Annotated in this window: 20 protein-coding genes; 11 read left to right on the top strand and 9 right to left on the bottom strand. The window is 71.2% G+C overall.

Annotated features, from left to right (window positions below):
- Positions 1-51 precede the first annotated feature (51 nt).
- Together ABD743_RS01545 and ABD743_RS01550 are read left to right on the top strand one after the other, a co-directional pair.
- Complete coding sequence (locus ABD743_RS01545) at positions 52-543, top strand: anthrone oxygenase family protein (protein WP_344717967.1); 492 nt, start codon at positions 52-54, stop codon at positions 541-543.
- Positions 540-1,568 carry an alpha/beta fold hydrolase gene (locus tag ABD743_RS01550; RefSeq protein WP_344717969.1) on the top strand — a complete coding sequence of 343 codons (1,029 nt, stop codon included), beginning with the start codon at positions 540-542 and terminating at the stop codon, positions 1,566-1,568. Before ABD743_RS01545 ends, ABD743_RS01550 begins: the two co-directional genes overlap by 4 nt.
- Before the next feature lie 94 nt (positions 1,569-1,662).
- On the opposite strand, the gene ABD743_RS01555 is transcribed toward ABD743_RS01550, so the two are convergent.
- Both ABD743_RS01555 and ABD743_RS01560 read right to left on the bottom strand, forming a co-directional pair.
- Positions 1,663-1,860: a ferredoxin gene (locus ABD743_RS01555; RefSeq protein ID WP_379659050.1), complete on the bottom strand. Its 198-nt coding sequence runs from the start codon at positions 1,858-1,860 to the stop codon at positions 1,663-1,665.
- A 4-nt stretch (positions 1,861-1,864) separates the two neighbouring features.
- Positions 1,865-3,100: a cytochrome P450 gene (locus tag ABD743_RS01560; RefSeq protein ID WP_344717971.1), complete on the bottom strand. Its 1,236-nt coding sequence runs from the start codon at positions 3,098-3,100 to the stop codon at positions 1,865-1,867.
- 275 nt (positions 3,101-3,375) lie between these two features.
- Between ABD743_RS01560 and ABD743_RS01565 the strand changes: the two genes are divergently transcribed.
- Positions 3,376-4,482: a M28 family peptidase gene (locus ABD743_RS01565; RefSeq protein WP_344717974.1), complete on the top strand. Its 1,107-nt coding sequence runs from the start codon at positions 3,376-3,378 to the stop codon at positions 4,480-4,482.
- Here ABD743_RS01565 and ABD743_RS01570 read toward each other — a convergent pair.
- On the bottom strand, positions 4,469-5,989 hold the full coding sequence (locus ABD743_RS01570) for a GMC family oxidoreductase (protein ID WP_344717976.1): 1,521 nt from the start codon (positions 5,987-5,989) through the stop codon (positions 4,469-4,471). The two genes, ABD743_RS01565 and ABD743_RS01570, sit on opposite strands and share 14 nt — an antisense overlap.
- Before the next feature lie 171 nt (positions 5,990-6,160).
- Here ABD743_RS01570 and ABD743_RS01575 point away from each other — a divergent pair, with 171 nt between their 5' ends.
- The 4 genes from ABD743_RS01575 to ABD743_RS01590 all read left to right on the top strand — a co-directional run bounded on the left by ABD743_RS01575 (position 6,161) and on the right by ABD743_RS01590 (position 11,000).
- Entirely contained in the window at positions 6,161-7,177 is a 1,017-nt protein-coding gene (locus ABD743_RS01575) for an LLM class flavin-dependent oxidoreductase (RefSeq protein ID WP_344717978.1), read from the top strand.
- 411 nt (positions 7,178-7,588) lie between these two features.
- Positions 7,589-8,554, top strand: coding sequence for a PDR/VanB family oxidoreductase (locus tag ABD743_RS01580; protein WP_344717980.1), 966 nt, complete (start codon positions 7,589-7,591; stop codon positions 8,552-8,554).
- A 29-nt stretch (positions 8,555-8,583) separates the two neighbouring features.
- Positions 8,584-9,783, top strand: a complete 1,200-nt coding sequence (locus ABD743_RS01585) for a cytochrome P450 (RefSeq protein ID WP_344717982.1) — start codon at positions 8,584-8,586, stop codon at positions 9,781-9,783.
- Positions 9,784-9,797: 14 nt separating this feature from the next.
- Positions 9,798-11,000 carry a cytochrome P450 gene (locus ABD743_RS01590; RefSeq protein WP_344717984.1) on the top strand — a complete coding sequence of 401 codons (1,203 nt, stop codon included), beginning with the start codon at positions 9,798-9,800 and terminating at the stop codon, positions 10,998-11,000.
- A 9-nt stretch (positions 11,001-11,009) separates the two neighbouring features.
- On the opposite strand, the gene ABD743_RS01595 is transcribed toward ABD743_RS01590, so the two are convergent.
- Positions 11,010-11,930, bottom strand: coding sequence for a LysR family transcriptional regulator (locus ABD743_RS01595; RefSeq protein ID WP_344717986.1), 921 nt, complete (start codon positions 11,928-11,930; stop codon positions 11,010-11,012).
- A 145-nt stretch (positions 11,931-12,075) separates the two neighbouring features.
- Here ABD743_RS01595 and ABD743_RS01600 point away from each other — a divergent pair, with 145 nt between their 5' ends.
- Positions 12,076-14,013: a flavin-containing monooxygenase gene (locus ABD743_RS01600; protein WP_344717988.1), complete on the top strand. Its 1,938-nt coding sequence runs from the start codon at positions 12,076-12,078 to the stop codon at positions 14,011-14,013.
- A gap of 84 nt (positions 14,014-14,097) precedes the next feature.
- On the top strand, positions 14,098-15,459 hold the full coding sequence (locus ABD743_RS01605; protein ID WP_344717990.1) for an MFS transporter: 1,362 nt from the start codon (positions 14,098-14,100) through the stop codon (positions 15,457-15,459).
- Between the two features lie 54 nt (positions 15,460-15,513).
- Here ABD743_RS01605 and ABD743_RS01610 read toward each other — a convergent pair whose 3' ends face one another.
- From ABD743_RS01610 to ABD743_RS01625, 4 genes are all read right to left on the bottom strand, one after another.
- On the bottom strand, positions 15,514-16,110 hold the full coding sequence (locus ABD743_RS01610) for a TIGR03086 family metal-binding protein (protein ID WP_344717992.1): 597 nt from the start codon (positions 16,108-16,110) through the stop codon (positions 15,514-15,516).
- A 52-nt stretch (positions 16,111-16,162) separates the two neighbouring features.
- Complete coding sequence (locus tag ABD743_RS01615) at positions 16,163-16,555, bottom strand: TIGR03618 family F420-dependent PPOX class oxidoreductase (protein ID WP_344717994.1); 393 nt, start codon at positions 16,553-16,555, stop codon at positions 16,163-16,165.
- A 42-nt stretch (positions 16,556-16,597) separates the two neighbouring features.
- Positions 16,598-17,155, bottom strand: a complete 558-nt coding sequence (locus ABD743_RS01620; protein WP_425566874.1) for a DUF6197 family protein — start codon at positions 17,153-17,155, stop codon at positions 16,598-16,600.
- An 89-nt stretch (positions 17,156-17,244) separates the two neighbouring features.
- Complete coding sequence (locus tag ABD743_RS01625) at positions 17,245-18,741, bottom strand: hypothetical protein (protein WP_344717998.1); 1,497 nt, start codon at positions 18,739-18,741, stop codon at positions 17,245-17,247.
- Here ABD743_RS01625 and ABD743_RS01630 point away from each other — a divergent pair.
- On the top strand, positions 18,730-19,743 hold the full coding sequence (locus tag ABD743_RS01630; protein ID WP_344718000.1) for a zinc-binding alcohol dehydrogenase family protein: 1,014 nt from the start codon (positions 18,730-18,732) through the stop codon (positions 19,741-19,743). The genes ABD743_RS01625 and ABD743_RS01630 overlap by 12 nt on opposite strands.
- Positions 19,744-19,785: 42 nt before the next feature.
- Positions 19,786-22,509 carry an ATP-binding protein gene (locus ABD743_RS01635; RefSeq protein WP_344718002.1) on the top strand — a complete coding sequence of 908 codons (2,724 nt, stop codon included), beginning with the start codon at positions 19,786-19,788 and terminating at the stop codon, positions 22,507-22,509.
- 23 nt (positions 22,510-22,532) lie between these two features.
- On the opposite strand, the gene ABD743_RS01640 is transcribed toward ABD743_RS01635, so the two are convergent.
- Positions 22,533-23,324 (bottom strand): alpha/beta hydrolase, encoded by a 792-nt coding sequence (locus ABD743_RS01640; protein ID WP_344718004.1) that lies wholly within the window; start codon positions 23,322-23,324, stop codon positions 22,533-22,535.
- Positions 23,325-23,396 lie beyond the last annotated feature (72 nt).

A 23,396-nucleotide genomic window follows, 5' to 3' on the forward strand; every position in this document is an offset into this window, starting at 1 on the left:
CGTGTGCGCCGTGTGTGCGGTTTGTGAGCGGGCGGCGGCAGCGTGGTGCTCATGCAACGCGTGATCTCCACGAAGACCGCCGCAGCGGCGGCACAGCTGACGACCGGTCTGCTCGCCGGGGCACTGTTCTACGGCTTCGCCAACGTCAACCCGACCTTCGCCGCGGTCCCGCTGGACGTGCACCTCACGTTCCGGACGGAGCTGATGAACCTCAACGCCATCGTCATGCAGGCGCTCATGGCGGCGTCGTTCGTGACCTCCGCCGGGCTCGCCATCGGGGCACGTGGCCGGGCTCGCGCCTGTGCCGTGGGCGCCACCGTGCTCACCATCGCCACGTTCCTCGTCACGAGGTTCGGCAACGTCCCGTTCAATGCCGAGATCAGGGCATGGGCCGCTGGTGCTCTCGTGCCCGACTACCAGGAACGGCTGGCCACCTGGGGCGTCTTCAACGACATCCGCGTCGCCACCGCGGTGGGTGCGTTCGCGCTGGTCATCGCCGCGGCCGGGCTCCTGCGCCCGGCCCGCGCCGCGGTGCCGGTGTGAGCCGAACCCGAGCCCCGCTGGCGAGGCGGATCATCGTCGTCGCGGTCGTCGTGCTGATCGGTGTTCCGGCGCTCGTCGTCCTCGGCCTGCTGGCCTGGAACGACACCCCCGCCGACCAGCGGGCGCTCCTGCCCGGCGTCGAGATCGACCTGAAGACCGTGGAGACCGCGCTCGGGCCCGTTCAGTACGACATGTACGGGACGAGCGGGCCGGTCGTGCTGTCCGTGCACGCCGGGCTCGGCGGCGCCGACCAGGGCCGGCTGTTCGCCGGTTGGCTGCAGGACGACGGGTTCCGGATCCTCTCCCCGTCACGGCCCGGGTACCTGGGCACCCCGCTGTCCTCGGGCCGGACCCCGCAGGAGCAGGCAGACCTCTTCGCAGCTCTGCTGGACGAGCTGGGTATCGCGAAGGTGGGCGTCCTCGCGGCGTCGGCCGGTGGCCCCGTGGCCTACACGTTCGCCGCCCGCCACCCCGATCGTGTGTGGGGCCTGGTGTCCGTCGGTGCGCAGAGCAGGCCGAAGCCCGGCCCCGAGCCGGGTTCGTCGGCGCGGACGGTGTTCATGGACACGATCGGCGACAAGCTGGTGCGGCTGACCGCCACCTTCTCCCTGCGCTCGGTCGTGACCAGCACGCTCGACGAGACCAGCACCTTCACCGACGAGCAGAAAGCACAGCGCAGCGATCACATCATGGACACGCCCGAGGTCCGGGAGCTCTTCGCGGCCATGCTCGACACGACGTTCCCCTACGACCTCCGCAACGACGGCACCCGCAACGACGCGACGCAGGTCCGGACGATGGCGCCGCTCCCGCTGGCCCAGATCACCGCACCGACCCTGATCGTGCACGCGACGCGGGACGGCGACGTCTCGTTCGACGACGGCCTGAACGCCGTGCAGCAGATTCCGGGGTCGCAGCACTTCTGGATGGAGGACGACGACCATCTGGGCTTCTGGCTGAGCCCGGCCGCACCCACCGCACAGGACGTGGCCCGAACGTTCTTGCAGGAACACGCCGTCCGGTAACCGCCCGCGAACGCGACATGGTCACGTATCGCTGTTCTGATCGCGTTCGAACAGCGTCAGGTGGCCATGTCGCGCCCGGGCCGGGATCGCGCTGTCAGCTCAGGCTGATCACGCGGGCCGGGCAGGCGTGCTCCGCCGCGTGGGCCGCGGGCTCCTGCTCCGGGGACGGCTGCTCCTCCAGCACGACCACCGTGCCCTCGTCGTCCTGGTCGAACAGCTCCGGGGCATTGAACACGCACTGGCCCGCCCCGATGCAGCGGTCCCGCTCGACCGTGATCTTCACGTCACTCATGTCATCACCAGCTCACCGGGAGTTCCTGCACCCCGTAGACGACCATCTTGTCGCGGTAGCGGATCTCCTCCAGCGGCACCGCAAGGTGCAGATCGGGGAACCGGCGCAGCAGCGCCGGATAGGCGATCTGCAGCTCCAGCCGGGCCAGCGGCTGCCCGAGGCACTGGTGCACACCGAACCCGAACGCCACGTGGTGGTTCGAGCCGCGGTGGATGTCGAGCTCGTCCGGGGACTCGAACGCCGACGGGTCCCGGTTGGCCGACTCGCCCGCGGTGATGATCCCCTCGCCCGCGCGGATGGTCACCCCGCCGATCTCGATGTCCTCGAGCGCGACCCGGCGCCGTCCGGTGTGCACCACGGTGAGCAGGCGCAGCAGCTCCTCCACCGCGCTCTTGACCACGGCGGTGTCGCCGTCGCGCACCTCGGCGGCCTGCTCGGGGTGCTCCAGCAGCGTGAGCGTGCCGAAGGCGATCATGTTCGCCGTGGTCTCGTGACCGGCGACGAGCAGCAGCAGGCCCATCGTCGCCGCATCGGAGCGGCTCAGCCGGCCGGTCACCACGTAGCGCTGCGCGAGCCGGCCCAGGATGTCGTCGGTCGGCTCGGCCTCTTTCTCCGCGATCAGAGTGGTCAGGTAGTCGCGGAGCTCGTCGTTGGCCCGCACGGTCTCCTGCGGGTCGGCCGTGATGTCGAGGATCGCGCGGGAGTGGTCCTGGAAGAAGTCGTGGTCGGCGTAGGGCACACCGAGCATGTGGCAGATGACCATCGACGGCAGCGGGAGCGCGAACGCCTCCACGAGGTCGACCGGCCGGGGACCGCGTTCCATCGCGTCGAGGAGGTCGTTCACGAGCTTCTCGACCAGCGGTCGCAACGACTCGGTTCCGCGCACCGTGAAGTCACTGATGATCATCTTCCGCAACCGGGCGTGGTCCGGGTCGTCCATCCCGATGAAGCTCCGCGAGGCCCGGCGCCGCGCGCGCAGACCGGGTGACGGGAAGGGGTAGTTCGGCAGGAGCGTGTCGGCACTGACCCGTGGGTCGGCGAGCAGGTTGCGGACGTCGTCGTAGCGGGTGACGAGCCACGGCGAGCTGCCGTCCCACAACCGGATCCGGGTGATCGGTTTCTCGGCCCGGAGCTGCGCGAGCTCGGCCGGTGGGTCGAACGGGCAGGTGCGCGCCATCGGGTAGGTCGGCTCCGCCGATGCATTCGCGTCGTTTCCGGCCGTGATCGTGGTGGGTGTCATGACGACCTCCTCATCCGTGCTACGCCTCTATATTAGCTAAGCTAAGTAGTTACCGTCAGTAACATCAGCTTGAGGTTGCGGCCCGTCCGACATTCCGACCCAGCCGCTCGACGTGCACATTTCGGATCTTCCGAGCGGAACCCGCACCGCCGAGCGAACTCGCTCCGTGAGGGAACGCGACGCGTTCGGGCCGTGGTGGTTGCGGCGGGCCGGGTACAGACTGGACGTGGGCCTCCGGACCGCGGGCTCCTGAGAGCGGGAGGCGAGGAGGACACGTGTCCGGCAACAACGACCGATCCGACGAGCGGGAGAACCCGCACGTCGTGCTTGCCGTCGATCCCACTGCGCCGGGAGATCCGCCGGCCCGTGTCGTCGTCGAACTCGTGCAGCGGTCCGCGACCGAGGCATCCCCACCTCCGACGGTCACGATGGACGGAGCGCGGCCGCTCGTGGTCCGCGCCACCGAGGCGGGTACCGGCCCGCACCTCGCCGCCTTCCAGCGGATCGCCGACGAGAACGGCGGCAACCGGGCCTGCCCCAGCCCGGGCTACGAGGCGAGCGTCCGGTACGTGGCCGACGTCCTCGGCGCCGCGGGCTACGACGTCAGCACGCCCCGGTATCCGCTGCCGAAGCGCCGCAGGCGTCCGGGCGAGACCTCGTGCTGCAACGTCCTCGCCCAGACGCGCACCGGGGATCCGGCGCGGGTCGTCGTGATCGGCGCACACCTGGACTCCGTACGAAGGGGGCCGGGGATCAACGACAACGGCTCGGGGGTCAGTGCGTTGCTCGAGATCGCGACCCGCCTCGGCGCCTCACCCCCGATCCGCAATGCCGTGCGGTTCGCCTTCTGGGGTTCCGAGGAGGACGACATGGGGGGATCGACGCACTACGTGCGGACCCTGTCGCGCAGCGATCTCGACGACCTCATGCTCTACATCAACGTCGACATGATCGCCTCGTCGAATGCGGGCTACTTCGTGCAGGGCGGCGAGGGGAAGAGCCGCAAGAAGTTCGGGCCGCCCGGCTCTGCGCAGGTGGCGGTCGTCCTGGTCGAGCAGCTCGCGGCAGCAGGCGTCGTCGCCAGGACCGTGGCGTTCGACGGCGAGTCCGACTTCGCGCCCTTCATCAGCGCGGGTATCCCGTCCGGTGGGGTCATGACCGGCGACCGGCAGAAGAAGACCGAGAAGCAGGCCCTGCGCTGGGGTGGTAAGGCGGGCGAGCGGTTCGACCCGCAGTACCACACGCCCCGCGACCGGATCGACAAGCTCGATCTCGTCGCGATGGACCGCTTCACGCGCGCACTTGCCGGCACGGTGGCCCATTTCGCGATGTCGGCGGACGGCCGCCCGGCCGGAGGACGGGCCGCGATCACCTCCGGATGAGGTCGACGGCCCGCTCGGCGATCGCGACGACGGTCGCGTTGTTGTTGGCGGAGATGGGCGAGGGCATGACCGAGGCGTCGGCGATGCGCAGTCCGTCCACCCCGACCACTCGCAGCGTGGGATCGACCACGGCCTCCGGGTCGGTGCCCATCCGGCAGGTGCCGGCGGGGTGGAAGTAGGACATGGTGCTGCGCCGCAGGTAGTCCATGCAGGCGTCGTCGTCCTGGATGTCCGGGCCCGGCAGTGCTTCCCCGTCGTGCCAGGCTCGCAGGAGCGAACGACTACCGATCGCGCGGGCCAGGCGCAGTCCGGTGATCATGCGGCTGCGGTCGCGGGGATCGGCGAGGTAGTTCGGGTCGATCAGCGGCGGCGTGGTGATGTCGGCGCCGGTCAGCCGGACGGTGCCGCGGCTCGCCGGGGTGAGCAACGCGAAGACGATCGAATAGGCGTCGACCGGCGCGGCGACGGCCGCGGAGTGGAACGACGAGTCGACGGCGACCAACTGCAGGTCGGGCTCTGGGGCCTCGGCATCGCTGCGCCACCGCACGCTGAACTGGTCGAGCCTGCCCGACCGGACGAACGGGAGCGCGGCCTCCGAGCCCTGGTAGACCACGCTGCTCATGACGTGGTCGTGCAGGTTCTGCCCCACTCCTGGCGCCGGCGCGACGACGTCGAGACCGACTTCGGCGAGATGGTCCGGCGGCCCGATCCCGGACGCGAGCAACAGGTGCGGGGATCCGATGGCGCCCGCGGTGAGCACCACCTCCGTGCTCGCGACGTCCTCGACGGCACGCCCGTGCACCGTGTACTGGACTCCGCAGCAGCGACCGTCCTCGACGACGAGACAGCGGGCCAGCGCCTCGGTCACCACGGTCAGGTTCGGCCGGAAGAGAGCGGGGAGCAGGTAGGCGTCGACCACCCCTCGCCGCTTTCCGTCCACAACGGCCGTGTCGTGCCAACTTGCGCCGTCCGGGGTGCTTCCGTTGATGTCGTGACTTTTCGGGAATCCGGCGGCGAGCGCTGCGTCGAAGGCGTCGGCGATCAGGGCGCTGGGCCGGGGTAGGGACGTCACCACCAGGGGCCCGTCCATTCCCCGATAACGCGGGTCGCGGCCGCTCGCCTGTTCGCTACGCTTGAAATAGGGAAGCAGCGTGTCGTGGTCCCAGCCCGTTGCGCCGGCCGCCACCCAGGCATCGAAATTGGCGCGGTGGGCGCGCACGAAAATCGATGCGTTGATACTTCCCGAACCGCCCAGGATCCTGCCGTGCGACACCTGCATCGTCGCGCCGCCCAGGGCCTCCTGCGGCACGGTCGTGTGGCTCCAGTCGACGTCGGTGCCGAGCAGCTTGGGCCAGAGGTGGGGATCCACCATCGCCTGTGGGTCCGCCCCCTCGGCCCGGCCCGCCTCGAGCAAGAGGACCCGCACGGACGGATCCTCCGACAGCCTCGCCGCCACAACGCAGCCTGCCGAGCCCGCACCGACCACGATGTAGTCGTACACCGACATTCTTTTCTTATCCCCCGTCGGACCCGTACCGGATGAACGTCCCGAGCCGGCCCGCAGATCGGACGATCGCCTCGGACTCCCTCGACAATCACATTTACCACCCCGTTCGACCGGTCGGCCGAACGGCACGGGCGATCACTTCGATATGAGTGCCGGCGTTAACGTGACTCCATGATCTCCGTTCCGCTGTCCGTCCTGGAACTCACGTGGGTACAAGAAGGACATTCGGCGCAGGAAGCATTGGCCGACACGGTCGAGATGGCCCGGCGGATCGAGCGGCTCGGTTATCGGAGGTTCTGGGTCGGCGAACACCACAGCACGTACATTTCCGCCGGTGTCGCGCCGGCCGTGATCATTGCGCAGGTCGCCGCATCGACCTCGTCGATCATGGTGGGCTCCGGGGGCGTGATGCTGAGCAACCACTCACCGTTCGCCGTGGCCGAGCAGTTCGCCACCCTCGACGCCCTCCACCCCGGACGGATCGACCTGGGGGTCGGCAGCGGTGCCGGCACCACGAACGAGCGCGCCGTGCAGGCGCTGCGGCGCTCCTCGATGGGCCGCGGCGCGACCGACTACGCGCGAGATGTGCGCGCCCTGATCGAGTTCCTCGCCGGCGGAATCTCGACCGACGACCTCATGCTGCTCCCGTGGTACGAGAGCTCGACGCCGCTCTGGCTGCTGGCGACGAGCCAGCACGGCGCACAACTGGCCGCGGACCTGGGACTGCCGCTCGTGGTCGGCCACCACATCCGCCCGGAGAACACCGCTGCAACCGTCGCCCGCTACCGCGAGGTCTTCCAGCCTTCGCGATGGTCCGGGCGGCCCTACGTGATGCTGTCGGTGCAGGCCGTGTGTGCGGACACCGACGAGCGGGCGGAGGTGCTCTCCCGGCCCGCCGACCTGCTTCGGGCGGACCTCGTGGCCGGCCGGACACCGACGTTGCTGTCACCTGAGGCGGCCTCGTACTACGAGCCGACCGGAGCGGATCTGGACGTCATCGCTCAGGCGCGGATGCACCAGGTGCGGGGCGGACCCCACACGGTCGTCCGGCGGCTGGCGAAGCTCGTCGCCGAGTGCCGCGCCGACGAGCTGATGATCATGACGCCCGTCTACGACCTCGCCGACCGCACCCGGTCCTTCGAGCTGATCGTCACCACGGTGGGCGCCGAGGTCGCGAACCGCGGCTGACCGTGTGGCCAGCGGGTATCAGTGGGAGTGATGGCGTCGTCGGTTCCAGCTTCGCGGCGCGGGCCCTCTTCGTGTCTGCTCGTCACGATTCGACGCCCGTGCGTGTCGTCGAGTGACCAATTCGACAGCTCGACTTTCCGGTTCTCCTTCCATCAAACGGAAATCGCGTTTCGCCGCCCCCCGCGATCCGGGTGAACATCTTGTGGGCGTTCGTGTACGCCGCGTCGCCCCCGAAGCCGGGGGCGGCGTTCCCCCGAGCTGAACGAGCCAACTGAACCGGAGGGAGCTCGCCATGTTGACGGCTCCGCGGAGCGCCGGCACACGCGTTGGGGCGATCCGCCCGGGTCCGGGCTATCCCCGCCCGTACCCGGGCCGGCCACCCACCCGCCCCCGCCACCCCTGGAGCTTCTCGTGAAAAGCACGCATGCCGAGTCCGAGCTCGACCTCCTGGTCGCCGACCGTCACGTCGCCGCTGACGGGGTCGTCGCCCTCACCCTGCGCCTCCCCGATGGCGGCGAGCTTCCCGGGTGGACGCCGGGCGCGCACGTCGACTTGATCCTCAGCGACGACCTGACCAGGCAGTACTCGCTGTGCGGCGACCCGGCCGAGCGCACTGCGTGGCAGGTCGCGGTGCTGCAGGAGCCCGACGGCCGGGGCGGCTCCGCCTTCGTCCACGACAAGCTGAGCACCGGCACGACCGTGCGGGTGCGGGGTCCGCGCAACCACTTCCCGCTGGAACCCGCCGGCCGCTACCTGTTCATCGCCGGCGGGATCGGGATCACGCCGATCGTGCCCATGCTCGCGGCCGCCACCGCCGCAGGCGCCGACTGGCAGCTCGTGTACGGCGGCCGCACCGCCGCCTCCATGGCGTTCGTGGAGCAGCTGCGCGCCACACACGGCGAGGAGCGGGTGGTGCTGCGCCCGCAGGACGAGCACGGCCTGCTCGACCTCGACTCGCTGCTCGGCGTGCCGGCCGACGGCACGCTCGTCTACTGCTGCGGCCCCGGCCCCCTGCTCGACGCGGTCGAGCAGCGCTGCGCGAGCTGGCCGTCCGGCTCCCTGCACACCGAGCGGTTCACGCCGAAGGAGCAGGGCGAGCCGGTGCTGTCGGGCTCGTTCGAGGTGGAGCTGGCCCAGAGCGGAACCACCCTCACCGTGCCCCCTGACCGGTCCATTCTCGAAGTGCTGGAGGACGCCGGCATCCAGGTCCTCTCCTCCTGTCAGGAGGGCACCTGCGGCACCTGCGAGACCGTCGTGCTCGCCGGAGAGGTGGACCACCGCGACTCCCTGCTCACCGACGAGGAGATGGCCGCCAACGACACGATGTTCATCTGTGTCTCCCGCGCGGCAAGCCCGAGGCTCGTGCTCGACCTCTGACACCCCTCCAACCCGAACGGCAGGCCACGATGACGACCGCGCAGACCGTGCCCGCCCTGGGCGACGACCCCTTCGGCACCGAGGTCCTCACGGACCCCTACCCGTTCCACTCCCGGCTGCGCGAGGCCGGGCCGGTCGTACATCTGCCGCGCTACGACCTGATGGCGATGGGGCGATACGCGGAGGTTCGCGCGAGCCTCACCGACTGGTCGACCTTCGTGTCGGGCCGCGGGGTGGGTCTCGCCGACTTCGCCCGCGAGACGCCGTGGCGCCCGCCGAGCCTGCTCCTGGAGGCCGACCCTCCGGATCACACCGTCGTCCGCACCGTGATGAACGACGTGATCTCGCCGCGGGCGGTCCGTGCGATGCGCGCGACGTTCGCGGCCGCTGCGGACGAACTGGCCGACGCTCTCGTCGCGCGGGGCCGCTTCGACGCAGTCACCGACCTCGCCGAGGTCTACCCGCTTCGGGTGTTCCCCGACGCCGTCGGGCTTCCGGCCGACGGCCGGGAGCACCTGCTGCCCTACGGCGCGGTCGCGTTCAACTCCTTCGGACCGCCCAACAAGCTCCGCACCGATGCGCTCGCCGGCGCTGCAGCCGCCCACGAGTGGGTCCTCGCCAACTGCGAGCGGGAGGCGCTCGCACCCCGTGGCCTCGGGGCCGACATCTGGGCGGCCGTCGACCGCGGAGAGATCACCGGGGAGCAGGCGCCGGTGCTCGTCCGCTCACTGCTCACGGCGGGCGTCGACACCACGGTCTACGGGCTGGCCAACAGCGTGTACGCGCTGGCCCGGCACCCTGAGCAGTGGGCAGCCCTGCACGCCGACCCCAAGCTCACGAAGTTCGCCTTCGACGAGGCGCTGCGCTGGGAGTCGCCCGTGCAGACCTTCTTCCGCACCACCACCACCGACACCGAAGTGGCCGGCACCACCATCCCGAAGGACACCAAGGTCCTGCTCTTCCTCGGCTCGGCCAACCGCGACACCCGCCACTGGGGCGACGACGCCGAGACGTTCGACATCCGCCGCTCCGCGGCCGGGCACGTGGCCTTCGGTATGGGCATACACCAGTGCGTCGGCCAGGCGATCGCACGGCTGGAGGCCGAGGCCATGCTCGGCGCGCTCGCCCGCCGCGCCGTGCGGATCGAGTTCGACGGGGACCCGGTCCCCAAACTCAACAACACGCTGAAGGGGTGGGCGAGTATCCCGGTCCGGGTCACCGCCGGCTGACGGGGTCCCCCACGATGACCACCACGCAGAACGTGCCCGCCCTGGACGACGACCCCTTCGGCACCGAGATCCTCACCAACCCGTACGAGTTCCACAGGCGGCTGCGGGACGCCGGCCCTGTGGTGCGCCTGCCACGGTATGACCGCCTCGTGGCGATGGGTCGGTACACGGAGGTCAAAGCCACGCTCACCGACTGGGAGAGGTTCGTGTCGGGCCGCGGCGCGGGCCTGTCGGACTTCGCCCGGGAGAAGCCGTGGCGCCCGCCCAGCCCCATCCTGGAGGCCGACCCGCCGGACCACACGACGGTGCGCGCCGTGCTGAACACGGTGATCTCGCCACGCGCGGTACGCGGGATGCGGGCGAGGTTCGCGCCGTTCGCCGACGAGTTGGCCGACGCCCTCGTGGCCCGGGGTCGCTTCGACGCCGTCACCGACCTCGCCGAGGTCTACCCACTGCGGGTGTTCCCGGATGCCTTCGGGCTCCCGGTCGAGGGCAGGCAGAACCTCCTGCGCTACGGCGAGCTGGCGACGAACGCCCTCGGCCCGCGCAACCAGCTGATGCTCGACGCGGTCACGGCGGCAGCCGAGGCCCAGGAGTGGGTGCGCGCCCACTGCGAGCGCGACAAGCTCGCACCTCAGAGCCTCGGGGCGGAGATCTGGGCGGCCGCTGACCGCGGGGAGATCACCCACGAACAGGCTCCGCTGGTCGTCCGCTCGGTGCTCTCGGCAGGCTTCGACCCCGTCGTGATCGGCCTGGGCAACGCGTTGTACGCGCTGGCCCACCACCCGCAGCAGTGGGCCGCGCTGCACGCCGACCCCAAGCTCACGAAGTTCGCCTTCGACGAGGCGCTGCGCTGGGAGTCGCCGTTCCAGACCTTCTTCCGCACCACCAGCGTCGACACCGACGTCGCCGGCACCACCATCCCGAAGGACACGAAGGTCCTGCTCTTCCTCGGCTCGGCCAACCGCGACCCCCGGCACTGGGGCGAGAACGCCGAGGAACTCGACGTTCACCGCTCCACGAGCGGGCACGTCGTGTTCGGCACAGGAATCCATCAGTGCGTCGGCCAGTTGGTCGCCCGGCTCGAGGCCGAGCTCATGATCGGCGCGCTCACCCGCCGCACCGCTCGGCTGGAGCTCGACGGGGAACCGGTCCCCAAGCTCAACAACATGCTGAGAGGGTGGGCGAGCATCCCGGTCCGGGTCACCGCCGCCTGACGAGAGCCCTCACGAGCTCGGGAGGGGCGTGCTGCGCAGCACGGGCACCTGCTGGCGCTCCACGGGACACAGCGCGAGGAAGTTGCGCACGAGCGGGTCGGTCTCGCCCAGCCACGCGGCAGCCATCGTCAGCCGCATCGCCGTGCCGACCAACGGGACGCACACGACGCCCGGCTGAGCAACGCGCCTGCCCGACCGCGGCACGAAGCACACACCCAGTCCGCTCGCGACCAGCCCGAGGGCCACGTGAGTGCGGTCGACCTCGTGGGAGATCCGCGCGCTGAACCCCGCCGCGGCGCACTGGGTGACGTAGTAGTCGTGCAGCTCCTGCTCCTGGGAGCGCGCGATGAGGATCATGTCCTCGTCCGCGAGCTCGGCGAGGTCGACCGCCTCGCGCGCGGCCAGCGCGCTGCCCTCCGGCACAGCGAGCATCACCGGCTCCGACCGCACCGTGACGAGCGAGAGCTCGCTGACCGGCTCGATCGGCAGCCGCACGAAGGCGAGCTGCACGTACCGGCTGCGGACCGCGTTGACGGCCTCGGTGTTGTGCATCTCCTCGAGCGCGAGACGCACACCCGGATGGCGTGCCCGGAACACGCGCAGCACCGGCGGGAGCAGGTCGTAGAGGGCGGGGGCGATGAAGCCGATGCGCAGGATCCCCGTGGCGCCCCGACCGGCCGAGCGCGCGCGCTCCACGGCGCCGTCGGCCTGCGTCAGGAGCCGCCGGGCGTCCTCGAGCAGGGCGGCGCCCGCCGTGGTCAGCACGACCTGGCGCTTGTCGCGCTCGAACAGGCTGACCGCCAGCTCCTTCTCCAGTGCGGAGATCTGCTTGCTCAACGCGGGCTGCGCCAGGAACACCCGCTGCGCGGCCCGTCCGAAGTGCAGTTCCTCGGCGAGAGCGACGAAGGAGCGCAGATGCCTCAGCTCCATGCCACCCGCCCCTCTGTCCCGTCCGGCGATCACAGCACGGAACGTGCAGATGGCGCCACGCCGGTGCGGGTGATTCCTATACGGCATGAGGGCACTCGTAACCGGTATTTCCGATCGGGGCCCACCTACGTTCACAGTTGCGATCGTGACCACCGTGGACGCCGGCACCGGGCTCGTCGCACTGCTCGACGACGACATCGCTCTCGCTTCGGCCATCGCCGGTGCCGAGCTACCGGCCCTGCTCCCCGCTCTCGCCCACCTGACCGGCGACATGTCACTGGTCGCCGACGAGCTCCGTCCGCCGTTGCGCCTGCGCCCTGACCTGGTGGAGCCGCAGGGCGGGATGTCCGAGGAGGCACAGGAGCTCGGCCGCCGCCGGGCGCTTGCCGCCCTGCAGGCCTTCCGCGACCGCGGCGCGGTGCCCGCACCCGATCCGGACGATGCGACCCTGCGCCGGTTGATGCGGTTCGTGGCGGGCGACGTCGCCGACGACTACCTGCCGCTGATGTCCCACGAGCTCGGCCTGCCCGCCGACGCGGGCGCGCCGGACTGGACCGCCGCCGAGATGGCAGCCGACCGCACCTTCGAGGTCGTGGTGATCGGCGCCGGGATGTCGGGGCTGGCGACTGCCCACCGGTTGCGTCAGGCCGGGGTCCCGGTGACGGTTCTGGAGCGCAATGACGACGTCGGCGGGGTGTGGCTGGAGAACGGCTACCCCGGCGCCCGGCTGGACACCCCGAACTTCGCCTACAGCTTCTCCTTCTCCCAGCGGCCGGACTGGCTGCACCTGTTCTCCGCCCGCGACGACATCTGGGGCTACTTCCGTGACGTCGCGGAGAAGTTCGACCTGCGCGACTGCGTCCGGTTCGGGCACGAGGTCGTGGAGGCGGTGTTCGACGAGGACACCCTGCTCTGGACGGTGCGGGCGCGGCGCGCCGACGGATCCGACGCGGTGTTCGAGGCCGACGTCGTCGTCAGCGCGACGGGGCAGCTCAACAAGCCCAGCTACCCCGACGTTCCCGGCCGCGACCGGTTCGCGGGCCCGAGCTGGCACACCGCCCGCTGGCGCGACGACGTCGACCTCACCGGTAAGCGGGTGGCCGTGATCGGCACCGGGGCGAGCGCCTACCAGGTGGTGCCCTCGATCGTCGACCGTGTCGGCGCACTCACCGTCTTCCAGCGGACCCCGCCGTGGATGCTCCCGACGCCGACCTACCACGACCCCACCCCCGAGGAGCAGCTGCGACTGCTGCGCGAGCTGCCCTACTACCACCGCTGGTTGCGGTTCCTGCAGTTCTGGACCTCTGTGGAGGGACGGCGGCCGTTCATGGAGGTCGACCCCCGCTGGGAGCACCCGATCTCGGTGTCGCCGGCCAACGAGGCACTGCGGCAGGCTCTCGTGACGCACCTGCGGCGCCAGTTCGGCGACCGCCCCGACCTGCTCGCGAAGGTGATGCCGGCCTACGCCCCGGGCTCGAAGCGGATGATGCGCGACAACGGCGTGTGGCCCGCGGCGCTGAAGAAGGACCACGTCGACCTGGTGACCGAGACCATCACGGAGATCACGCCCGAGGGGGTGCGCACGGCCGACGGCGTGCTCCACGAGGTCGACGTCCTCATCTACGCCACGGGCTTCCGCGCGTCGGACTTCCTCGCGCCGATCACCGTGCGCGGCCGCGACGGTGTCGACCTGCACGAGCAGTGGGCCGGTGACGCCCGCGCCCACCTCGGCGTGCACATACCGGGCTTTCCCAACCTCTTCTGCGTCTTCGGGCCCAACACCGGCCTCGTGATCAACGGGAGCATCCTGCTCTTTTCAGAGATCGCGGTGGAGCACATCCTGGGATGCGTGCGGCTGCTGCTGGAGTCCGACGCATCCACCGTGGAGGTGCGGCGTGAGGTCCACGACGCCTTCAACGAGCACGTCGACGCCGGCAACCGGCGCATGGCCTGGGGCGTTGCCACCGTGAACAGCTGGTATCGCAACGCAACCGGCCGGGCCTCGCAGGTGTGGCCGTTCACCGTGCTGGACTACTGGCACATGGTGCGCAAACCCGTCCCGGCGGACTTCCACATCGACTGATCCACGATCGCCCGATAACCGACACCGTCCCGTCCCCCGATTCCCCATCCCCCGGCCCCCGAACCTCAGCCCCCAGGAGCGACCGTGAGGACTTCCGCGTCTCGCAGTGCCGCGAGTCCGCAAGAGCACACCCGGCGGGTCGCCGCCGCCACCTTCGTCGGCACCGCGATCGAGTGGTACGACTTCAACATCTACGGCGCCGCCGCCGCACTGATCTTCGCCCCCCAGTTCTTCCCGAACATCAACCCGGTCGCTGCCACGCTCGCGGCGTTCGGCACGTTCGCCGTCGGGTTCCTCGCCCGCCCCATCGGCGGCATCGTCTTCGGCCACTTCGGTGACCGGCTCGGACGCAAGCAGACCCTCGTCGTCTCACTGATGCTCATGGGCATCGGGACGTTCCTCATCGCGCTGCTGCCCACCTACGCCCAGATCGGCATCGCCGCGCCGATCCTGCTCGTCGTGCTCCGGTTCGTGCAGGGCCTGGGCGTCGGCGGGGAGTGGGGTGGCGCCGTGCTCATGGCGATGGAGCACGCCCCCGAGGGCCAGCGCGGGTACTACTCGTCGTTCCCGCAGATGGGCCTGCCGGCCGGGACGCTGCTGTCGAACCTTGTCTTCCTGGGTGTGTCGCTGTCGCTGGGCCAGGAGCAGTTCGCGGCGTGGGGCTGGCGCATCCCGTTCGTACTCAGCGCCGTGCTCGTCGTGGTGGCTTTGGTGGTCCGGCTCCGGCTCGCCGAGAGCCCCGAGTTCGCGCGCACTCGGCAGCGGGGCCGGGTGCGTCGCCTTCCCGCGCTCGATGTGCTGCGCAACAACCCCGGCACGGTGATCCTCGGGATGGGCATCACCCTGGCCCCGTCCGGGCTGGGCTACCTGCTCTCGGTGTACCTGCTCTCCTACGGCACCGGGACCGTGCACGTGCCGCAGGTGACGATGCTGCTGACGATCACGGCGGGTTCGGTGGTGTACCTGGTGGTGGCCTACTTGACGGGCCGCGTGTCCGACCGCGTCGGCGCCGTGCAGATCTTCACGGTGGCCTCGGTGCTCTCGGTGCTCGTGCCCTTCGCGGTGTTCGGCCTCATGGACACCGGGGCGGTTCCGGCGGTGCTGCTGGCCATGCTCGCGATGGGGCTGGTACTCGGCCTGCTGGTGGCGGTGCAGGCGATCATCGTGTCGCGCGCCTTCACCACCGACGTGCGGTACACGGGCGCGTCGATGTCCTACCAGTTCGGCGCTGTTCTCGGCGGCGGTCTCACGCCGTTGCTGGCGGCCGCGATCCTCGGAGCCACGGGCTCGTCGATGTGGGTGGCCGCCTATATCGCGGGGCTCGCCCTGCTCTCGGGGATCGCGGTGTGGTTCCTGCCCCGGGAAGCCGGCACGGAGACCGACCCGGGAGCCTCGCTCACCGGTGGCGCGGGCGACGAGCCCGTGCGCGACGGCGCACCCGCCTGAGCGGGCGCTCGCCGCGCTCGTCCGGCCTTCCGGACGAGCGCGGCGGCGAACCCGTCAGCGGCTCATCGACGTGGCGGGCGTCCACGCCGGGTCACGCCCGCTGAGCCCGACGAGCCGGTCGAGCACCGGTGCATCCCCCGGCACCGGGACCGGCGGGCCGAACAGCCCGGGCACGCCCTCGGGCTGCGCCGCCGCTTCCACGAATCCCAGGCAGGCCTGCACGCTCTCCTGGTCGACGGCGTAGGCCTGGCCGGTGGCGCGGGCGAGGTCCCAGCCGTGCAGCACGAGTTCGTCGAGCGCCACGGCCGCTATGGCGGCTGCCGGCATCTGCACCCCGCCCACAGACGTCATGCCGTCCCGCGCAGCGGGGTCGCGCCACGCGGCGACGAGCGCGTCGAGCTTTTGTGGCAGGAGCGTGCGCCACTTCGGGTCGAGCGGAGGTTGCACGGCCGGTGGTGTGCCGAGGTCGGGTTCCTTGGCCGCGGCCGCCCGGAACGCCTCCGCGAGCCCGAGAAGGTGGCTGAGCAGAGCACCGACCGTGGTGTCGGCACACGGGGTGGGCGCCTCCAGCCGGTCGTCGGTCACCGCGTCCAGCAGGCGCGTGAGGCGGTCGGCGGCCGGAGCGAGATCGACGAACGATGCGGATGTCATACCGGTATGACCAGGCCCGCGGCCGGGACTCATCGGTCGCGGGCCCGCCCCGTCACCCCATGCCGCTGACCCGGAGAACCTCGATCGAGAGGAGCAGCCGGATCTGGTCCCGGCCGCCGTACCAGGGGTAGGGCCCTCCGAGGTAGCGCTGCGCCAGCTTCTCGATGTGCTCGGCGGCACCTTCGGTGGTGACGTCCAGGACGCGGCCGCGCACCGCGTAGTACCGGGCCGCGTGGTCCGGGTCCGACACGGTGAGGGCCACCCGCGGGTCGCGTTCGATGTTCCTGATCTTCTGGAACCCCTGCACGCTGTTGATCAGCACGTGCTTACCGTCCGTGTCGACCCAGGTCTGGGTCAGCTGCGGCGACCCGTCGGGCATCGTGGTGGCGAGGTAGCAGGGGCTCGGGCGCTGCAACAGGTCGAGCAGACCGTCGGGAATGTCCACGACCCGCATCGTTCTCGGTCGTGGTCCTCCCGGCGGCAGGGGTCAGACGCGCGCGCGTTCGAGTTCCGCGCCTGCAGCCCGCGCGGTGGCGTCCAGCAGCGCAACCACGTCGTCGGACGTACGCACGGGCTCGTCGTTCCAGCGCGTGAGGTCCCGGACCTGCGCCGAGCGGATGGGCGGGGCCGGACACCAGCGGATCGGCTCGCGGTCGTCGCCGTAGAGCGTGTGCCAGGTCAGGTCGAGCGCCCGCTGCACGGGCTGGGACCGCACCGCGGCGAGCCCGCCACCCGCGTGAACGATCGCCCCGACCAGGCAGGCCCCGGTGATCGGCCGATCACCGATGCTCCGCAGGTTGCCGGCGTTGATCGTCCGCTGGTGGCCCTGCGGGTCGCGGTAGGTGAACCAGCCTTGCTGTACCCAGCCCGACACGATCACCGCGCGGGCGTCACCGAGGAGAGCCCGGATCCGGTGGAGCTCGGCGAGGTGCGCGGCGAGCCGGTCCTGGCGGGCGAGACGCTGCCGCTCCCGGCGGCGCTCCCGCCACCGCTGCCGAACTCCGGCAGAGCGTTCCTGCAGGGGCGGTGCGATACGCAGTTCCATGGTCACGGCGGCTCCTCCCGGGCTCATGCAGGCCGGGCCTACGTCGACGGTCCATCGCAGGTTACGTCTCCCACGCCGCACCTTGTGGGTCATGAAGCCGGTGCGAGCAGCACCGCGTTCGGGCGTGCGCCGTGGCGCATACCGATTACCACGTCCCCGTCAGGGAGGTCCGGGTTCATGTGGCGAGCCAGGACACCGGCCGCCGCACGGTCGACCATGAACAGGCTGAGCACGAACGGCACACGCGTCGTGACCTGCTGTCCGGACTCCCGATCGCGGAAGGGCATCGTGATGCGGCCGGGCTCGACGCGGCGCTGGAGGACCAGAGGCGACTCGCGCGCCGCATCGGCAACGGCCGACTGCCAGTTCCGCGCCGACGTCTGGTTTCCGAAGACCACATCGTTACTGGACTGGCCGACGGCCGGCTTCGCGACGAGCTGGTCCCGCTCGCCGGCCGCCATGCGCAGCAGGCTCCTCTCGACCTCCGGATCCCCGTCCAGACCCAGGCACACGGTCCAGGGAACATGGGCACGCACCAGTGCGCGATCCGCTGGGCCGAGCACGCCCGCATCACAGTCCTCGCGCAGCCAGGACAGCACCGCCTTCGACGAGACGAGCGCTGACTCCGGGCGGGGGAACAGCCCGACGGTCCCGGCACGGTCCGCGGTACAGAGCGCGGCGAGCCCGCCGTCGTCCTCGATGATGCGATCGCTGCCGTACCACCGGAGCAGCACGACGTCGAGCGGCACATCGGAGGCGAGCAGGCGGCCGGCGGCATCGAGGCTCAGGTCGGCGAGATCGGCCTGGAAGACCTCGAAGCCCACCTGCTGCGCACCGGCCACGATGGGCGGCCTGATCCTGTCGCGGCGCTGACGTGCGCCCGTGATGTCGATCGCCGAATGAATCGGAACGAGCAACCGTCCCGATCTGCCGTGCCCGTTCTCGGATTGCAGCGTGCGGTTCAGCGCCTCGCACCGCGCCACCACAGTGGAGGGCGGCGTACGCAGACCGATCTCCGGGCACAACCCGACGTAGGATTCCGCGAGCCAATATGCCACCGCGTCGCCGCCGAGCCGGGTGCTGATGTTGAGCTCGAGAAACCGCGGCCGTCCCTTGTCGATCAGGATGTCGGGCCGGGCATACCGGTTGAGTTCCGCCGGCATCAGCGGGCGATCAGGATCCATCAGAGGGATGTGATGGGGGAAGCGGAGTACTCGATGCAGTTCACCCAGCGTCGAAGCACGGCGACAGCACGCGTCCACGGCCAGGCACAACAGCCGGGACGCGAGGGCCTCGAGGCCCCGGTAGGCCCGTTCCCGGATGACCATCGGCCGGAGTGGTTCCCACCGCCTGCCGGGCCGGCCCTCGCGTGCGTAGGGCCCCCATTCCGACGATGTCGTCCGGCGCTCGATGAGCTCTCGGCAGAGCTCATCGGGGAGCGCATCCCAGACATCCTCGACGACCAGGTCGAAACCTTCGTTATCGGCCATACCGCGATTTTCCACCACAAACGTGGATGACGTCGGTTCAGAACTTGTGCCGCTGTTCCGTGGAACAGTCGTAACTTCGTGGTCATGACGCACCACGCAACCCGCACGCAGGCGGTCGCCTACCTGCACAGCCGTCCGATCGACGCGCCGGACGCACTGGTCGACGTCGAGATCGACGTCCCGGCGCCCGGTCCGCACGACCTGCTAGTCGAGGTGCGCGCCGTGTCGGTCAACCCGGTCGACGTGAAGGTCCGTGCCTCGGCCGACCCGGGCGGCACCCCCAAGGTTCTCGGCTTCGACGCTGCCGGCGTCGTGGTCGCCACCGGCGACGCGGTCACCGCCTTCTCCATCGGCGACGAGGTCTACTACGCGGGCTCCATCGCCCGGCCCGGCAGCGACGCGAAGCTGCAGCTCGTGGACGAGCGGATCACCGGGCGCAAGCCGAAGAGCCTCGACTTCGCCGAGGCCGCAGCTCTGCCGCTGACCACGATCACGGCCTGGGAGACGCTCTTCGACAAGCTCCGCTTCACCACGGAGAGCCGCGGGACGCTGCTCGTCATGGCCGCCGCCGGCGGGGTGGGCTCGATGGTGGTGCAGCTCGCGCGCCGTCTCACCCAGCTGACGGTGATCGGCACGGCGTCGCGTCCCGAGTCGGTCGCGTGGGTCCGTGAGATGGGCGCCCAGCACGTCGTGAACCACCACCACCTGCGCGAGGAGCTCCGCGAGGTCGCTCCCGGCGGGGTGGACGCGATCTTCTCGCCCTTCTCGGCGGGCAACATCGAGACCTACGCCGAGATCCTGCGCCCGCGTGGCGAGATCGTCGCCATCGACGAGCCGGAGGGGCTCGACCTGCTCCCGCTCAAGGACAAGAGCCAGACCTGGCACTGGGAGTTCATGTTCACGCGTCCTCTCGTCGAGACCGAGAGCACCTACCAGCGGGAGCTGCTCGACGAGGTCGCCCGCCTCGTCGACGAGGGAGTGCTGCGTACGACCCTGACCAGCCGGATGAGGCCGCTGAACGCCGAGACGCTGCGTGCGGCGCACCGGCAGCTGGAGAGCTCGGCCGGCGTCGGCAAACTCGTGCTCGACGTCTCCTGACCGTCGCCGTCCGGGTCCGGATCGCGCTGGTAGAAAGTGTTGATGCCCGCCGTGCCCCAGGCCGCGCACCCGCTGCGTGGGCGGGACGCCGAGCTGGGCACGGTGCTGGGCGCATTGCGCCACGCACAGCAGGGCCGGGCGGCGCTCGTCGTGGTGCAGGGCGAGCCGGGGCTCGGCAAGAGCGCGTTGCTCGACGCCGCGGCGGAGCAGGCACGGGCGCTGGGGTTCACGCTCGCCTGCGCGGCTGCACACGAGACGGACGAGCTGAGCCCGCTGGCGTCGCTCGGCCCCGCGCTGCGGTCCGGCGACGTGCCCGTGCTCGGCTCGCAGGAGTTCCTCGAACTGGCCCCACTGACCGCCCAGCCGCTCTGGCTCGCCGAGCATCTGGCCGTGATGCTGCCGCGCCGGGCCGCATCCAACCCCCTTCTGCTCCTCCTCGACGACGCCCAGTGGGCGGATCCGTTGACGACGTTCGTGCTGCGGATCCTCGTCGGCAGGCTCGCCGGATCACCGATCGCCGTGCTGATCGGCACCCGCGCGGCGGTCGGCGGGCCGGCCGACCAGATCGCAGGCGCCGCGGAGCGGGGGCAGCTGGTGCGCCAGATCGACCTGGCCCCGCTCGACGACGACGCCGTCCTCGCCATCGCCGCCGACCATCTGGGGCGCCCCGCTGATCCCGAGCTCGCGCGGCGGCTGACCGGCACGGGCGGCAACCCGTTCCTCGCGGTCCAACTGGTCGGCGGCCTGCTCCGTCCCGACGGCGGGCGCACGGGTGGGGACAACCTCCCCGCCGGCCTGCTCGACGGTGTCCGGAGGCGCACCGCGGGGGCGTCGGAGCGATGCCGCGCCCTGCTGCGGGCGGCCGGCGTGCTCGGCGCCCGGTCCCGGCTCGACGACGTCGCACAGCTGATGGGCGAGCCGACCACGCAGCTGACCGAGCCGCTCGAAGAGGCGATCGCGCTCGGACTGCTCAGCGACGACGGCGCAGGCATCACGTTCCGCCACGAGCTGCTGCGCCGCGCCGTCTACCAGGACGTTCCACCCTCGGCGCGGGCGGCGCTGCATCGGGCAGTCGTCACGCACCTGCTCGAGAGCGGGCGCGGCAACGCGGCAGCGGCCCCGCACGTCCTCGCCTCGGCGATCCCCGGCGACACCACCGCGGTGCGGGTCCTGCGACGGGCCGCGCAGGAGCTGCTCGCCACCATGTCGACCACTGCGGTCACCTTCATCCGCAGGGCGTTCGAACTCGTCGGCGACGACGACCCCGAGCGGGAACCGATCGCCCGGGACGTCGTCGCGATGCTCGTCGCCGCCCGACAGCACCACGACGCGGCGGCGTTCGCCGACGGGTTGCTCGACGGCGAGGCCTCGCCGGACACGGCGGCCGTCGTGCAGTTGCATCTGGCTCCGCGCCTGTGGGCGACCGGACGCCGGGCCGAGCTCGCCGAGCGCGTCCGGCACGTGCGGTGCGCCGGGGCCGTTCCCGAGCTGCGCGCGCGGCTCGCCGGCTACGAGGCGCTGGCCGGTGGCTTCGCCCCGGAGGACCCGGGTCACGATCCGGTTGCCCGGTCGCTCGCACTGCTCGCTCGCGCGGAACAGGCCGAACGTGCCGCCGACCTCGCCACGGCGCGTCTGTCCTACGCGGAAGCACGGTCTGCGGCCGAGCAGGGGGCGGGCGAGCCGGGTGCCCTGCCCTACGTGCGACTCGAACTGTGCGAGCTCGCGATGCGCGGTCGTCTCGACGACATCGACGGCGCGCTGGCACGCCTCCTGGAGCTCGACGCGGAGGGCGGCGACTCCTGGCAGGCACCGCAGGTGGCCGTGACACGCGCGGTCCTGGAGCTCGGTGCCGGACGTCTCGACGCCGCGTTCGACGCCGCGAGGGCGGCGGAGCAGTGGTCGGGCGACATCGGGGACACGGACGTCGACGCCCGGCTCTGGCACGTCCTCAGCCTGGTCGCGATTCATCGGGGCGAGCCCGCCGAGGCGAGGTCGCGGATCGCGGAAGCCGAGCGGCGCGGAGTCCCGACGGGCGTGGAGCGCACCCTGCTCGCGGCGCCCGACGATGCGGGAGCCGCGGCCGCCCTCATCCGTGAGCTCGCCCAGCAGACGGCGCCGTGGCCGGAGGAACTCATCGTCCAGGCGGCCTGCACGGCGCACCACGGTGGCGACATCACCACGGTGCGGGACGCCGGGGAGATGCTGGCCTCGCTCGCGGCCCGCAACCCCGGCGTCGCGAGCATCGCGGGCGCTGCCGCGCTGGTGGACGGTCTGGTCGTCGGGGATCCGTCAGCCGCCGTCGAGCTGCTCCGGCGGGCTCCGCGACCGCTCTTGCTGGCCCGGGCCGAGGAGGAGCTCGGACGCGCGGCGCTCGGCGCGGGCGACCGGTCCGGCGTTGAGTCCCTGCTGCGGGCACGGGACGGATACGCGGCGTGCGGCGCCACGGCCGCCCGAACGCGGGTGCAGCGGTTGCTGCAGTCGGCCGGGGTGCGCCGTCGAGGCAAGGAGCAGCGCAGCCGGCCCGAGAGCGGGTGGGAATCGCTCACGGAGATGGAGCGCCGAGTCGCCGTGCTGATCTCCGACGGCCACACGAACCGGTCCGCCGCCGCCGAGCTCTTCGTGTCCCCGAGCACGATCAACACGCATCTGCGTGCCGTGTTCAGCAAGCTCGGCGTGCACTCCCGCGTGCAGTTGGCGAAGCTGGTGCTGGCCCGGCCGGTCGATCAGGACCCCGCAACGCCGGCTGCCCGCCACCAGGAGCGGTGACGGGCGGACGCGGTCCGGTCCGGCTACGAGGCGGTCGCGGCCTTCTCGATCACCGCAGCGACGGTCTGCGGGTGCGAGACGGGCAGGTCGTGGGCCGAGCGCACCTTGGTGATCGCGGCGTGCGCGCGCTCGGCCATGAACTCCTCGGCGGCCGGCGCGATCGCGCGGTCCTGCGTCGCGACGATCGCGTACTCGCGGATCGAGTCAGGAGCGGTCGTGGTGACCTTGTCCGTGAACGCCGACGCCAGGATCGGGCGCTGCCCCGCGGCTCCGACGGCGGCCTCGGCCGCGGTGACGTCGGCCGCGATGACCTGACGGAACTTGTCGGTGTTGACGAAGAGCTCCGGCCCGTCGGGGCTCTCCACCGTGTGGCTCGTGTCCGGGCCCAGCTGCGAGCCCGGGAACTGCGCGTTCAGATCGCCCACGGTCTCCCCCTCCCGCGGGATGAAGGCAGCCACGTACACGAGCGCCTTCACGTCGGGGCCCGACGCGAGCTCGGTGACGATCGCGCCCCCGTAGGAGTGCCCGACAAGGATCTTCGGGCCCTTGATCGCCTCGACGGCGCCCTTGACCGCGTCGCGGTCGGGAACCGGCCCGCGCAACGGGACGGCCGGGGCGACCACGGGGTATCCGTCGTGCTGCAGCCGCTGCGTCACCTTGCTCCATGCCGACGCATCCTCGAACGCGCCGTGCAGGAGGACGATGGTCGGCTTCGCCGCCTGCTGGGCGGCCGGAGCAGCCGATGCCGTCGAGACCGTGCCCAGGCTCAGCGCGGCGGTGGCCGCCAGTGCCAGGGCAATGCTCCTGATCTTCATGTCTTCCCTCGATCGGTAGGACTGTCGTTTCCGCCCACCAGAGAACTCCGGGCGCCGAGCACTGGGTATCGA

The organism is Pseudonocardia yunnanensis (genome assembly GCF_039534065.1).
In the GTDB taxonomy this organism is placed as follows: Bacteria; Actinomycetota; Actinomycetes; order Mycobacteriales; family Pseudonocardiaceae; genus Pseudonocardia; species Pseudonocardia yunnanensis.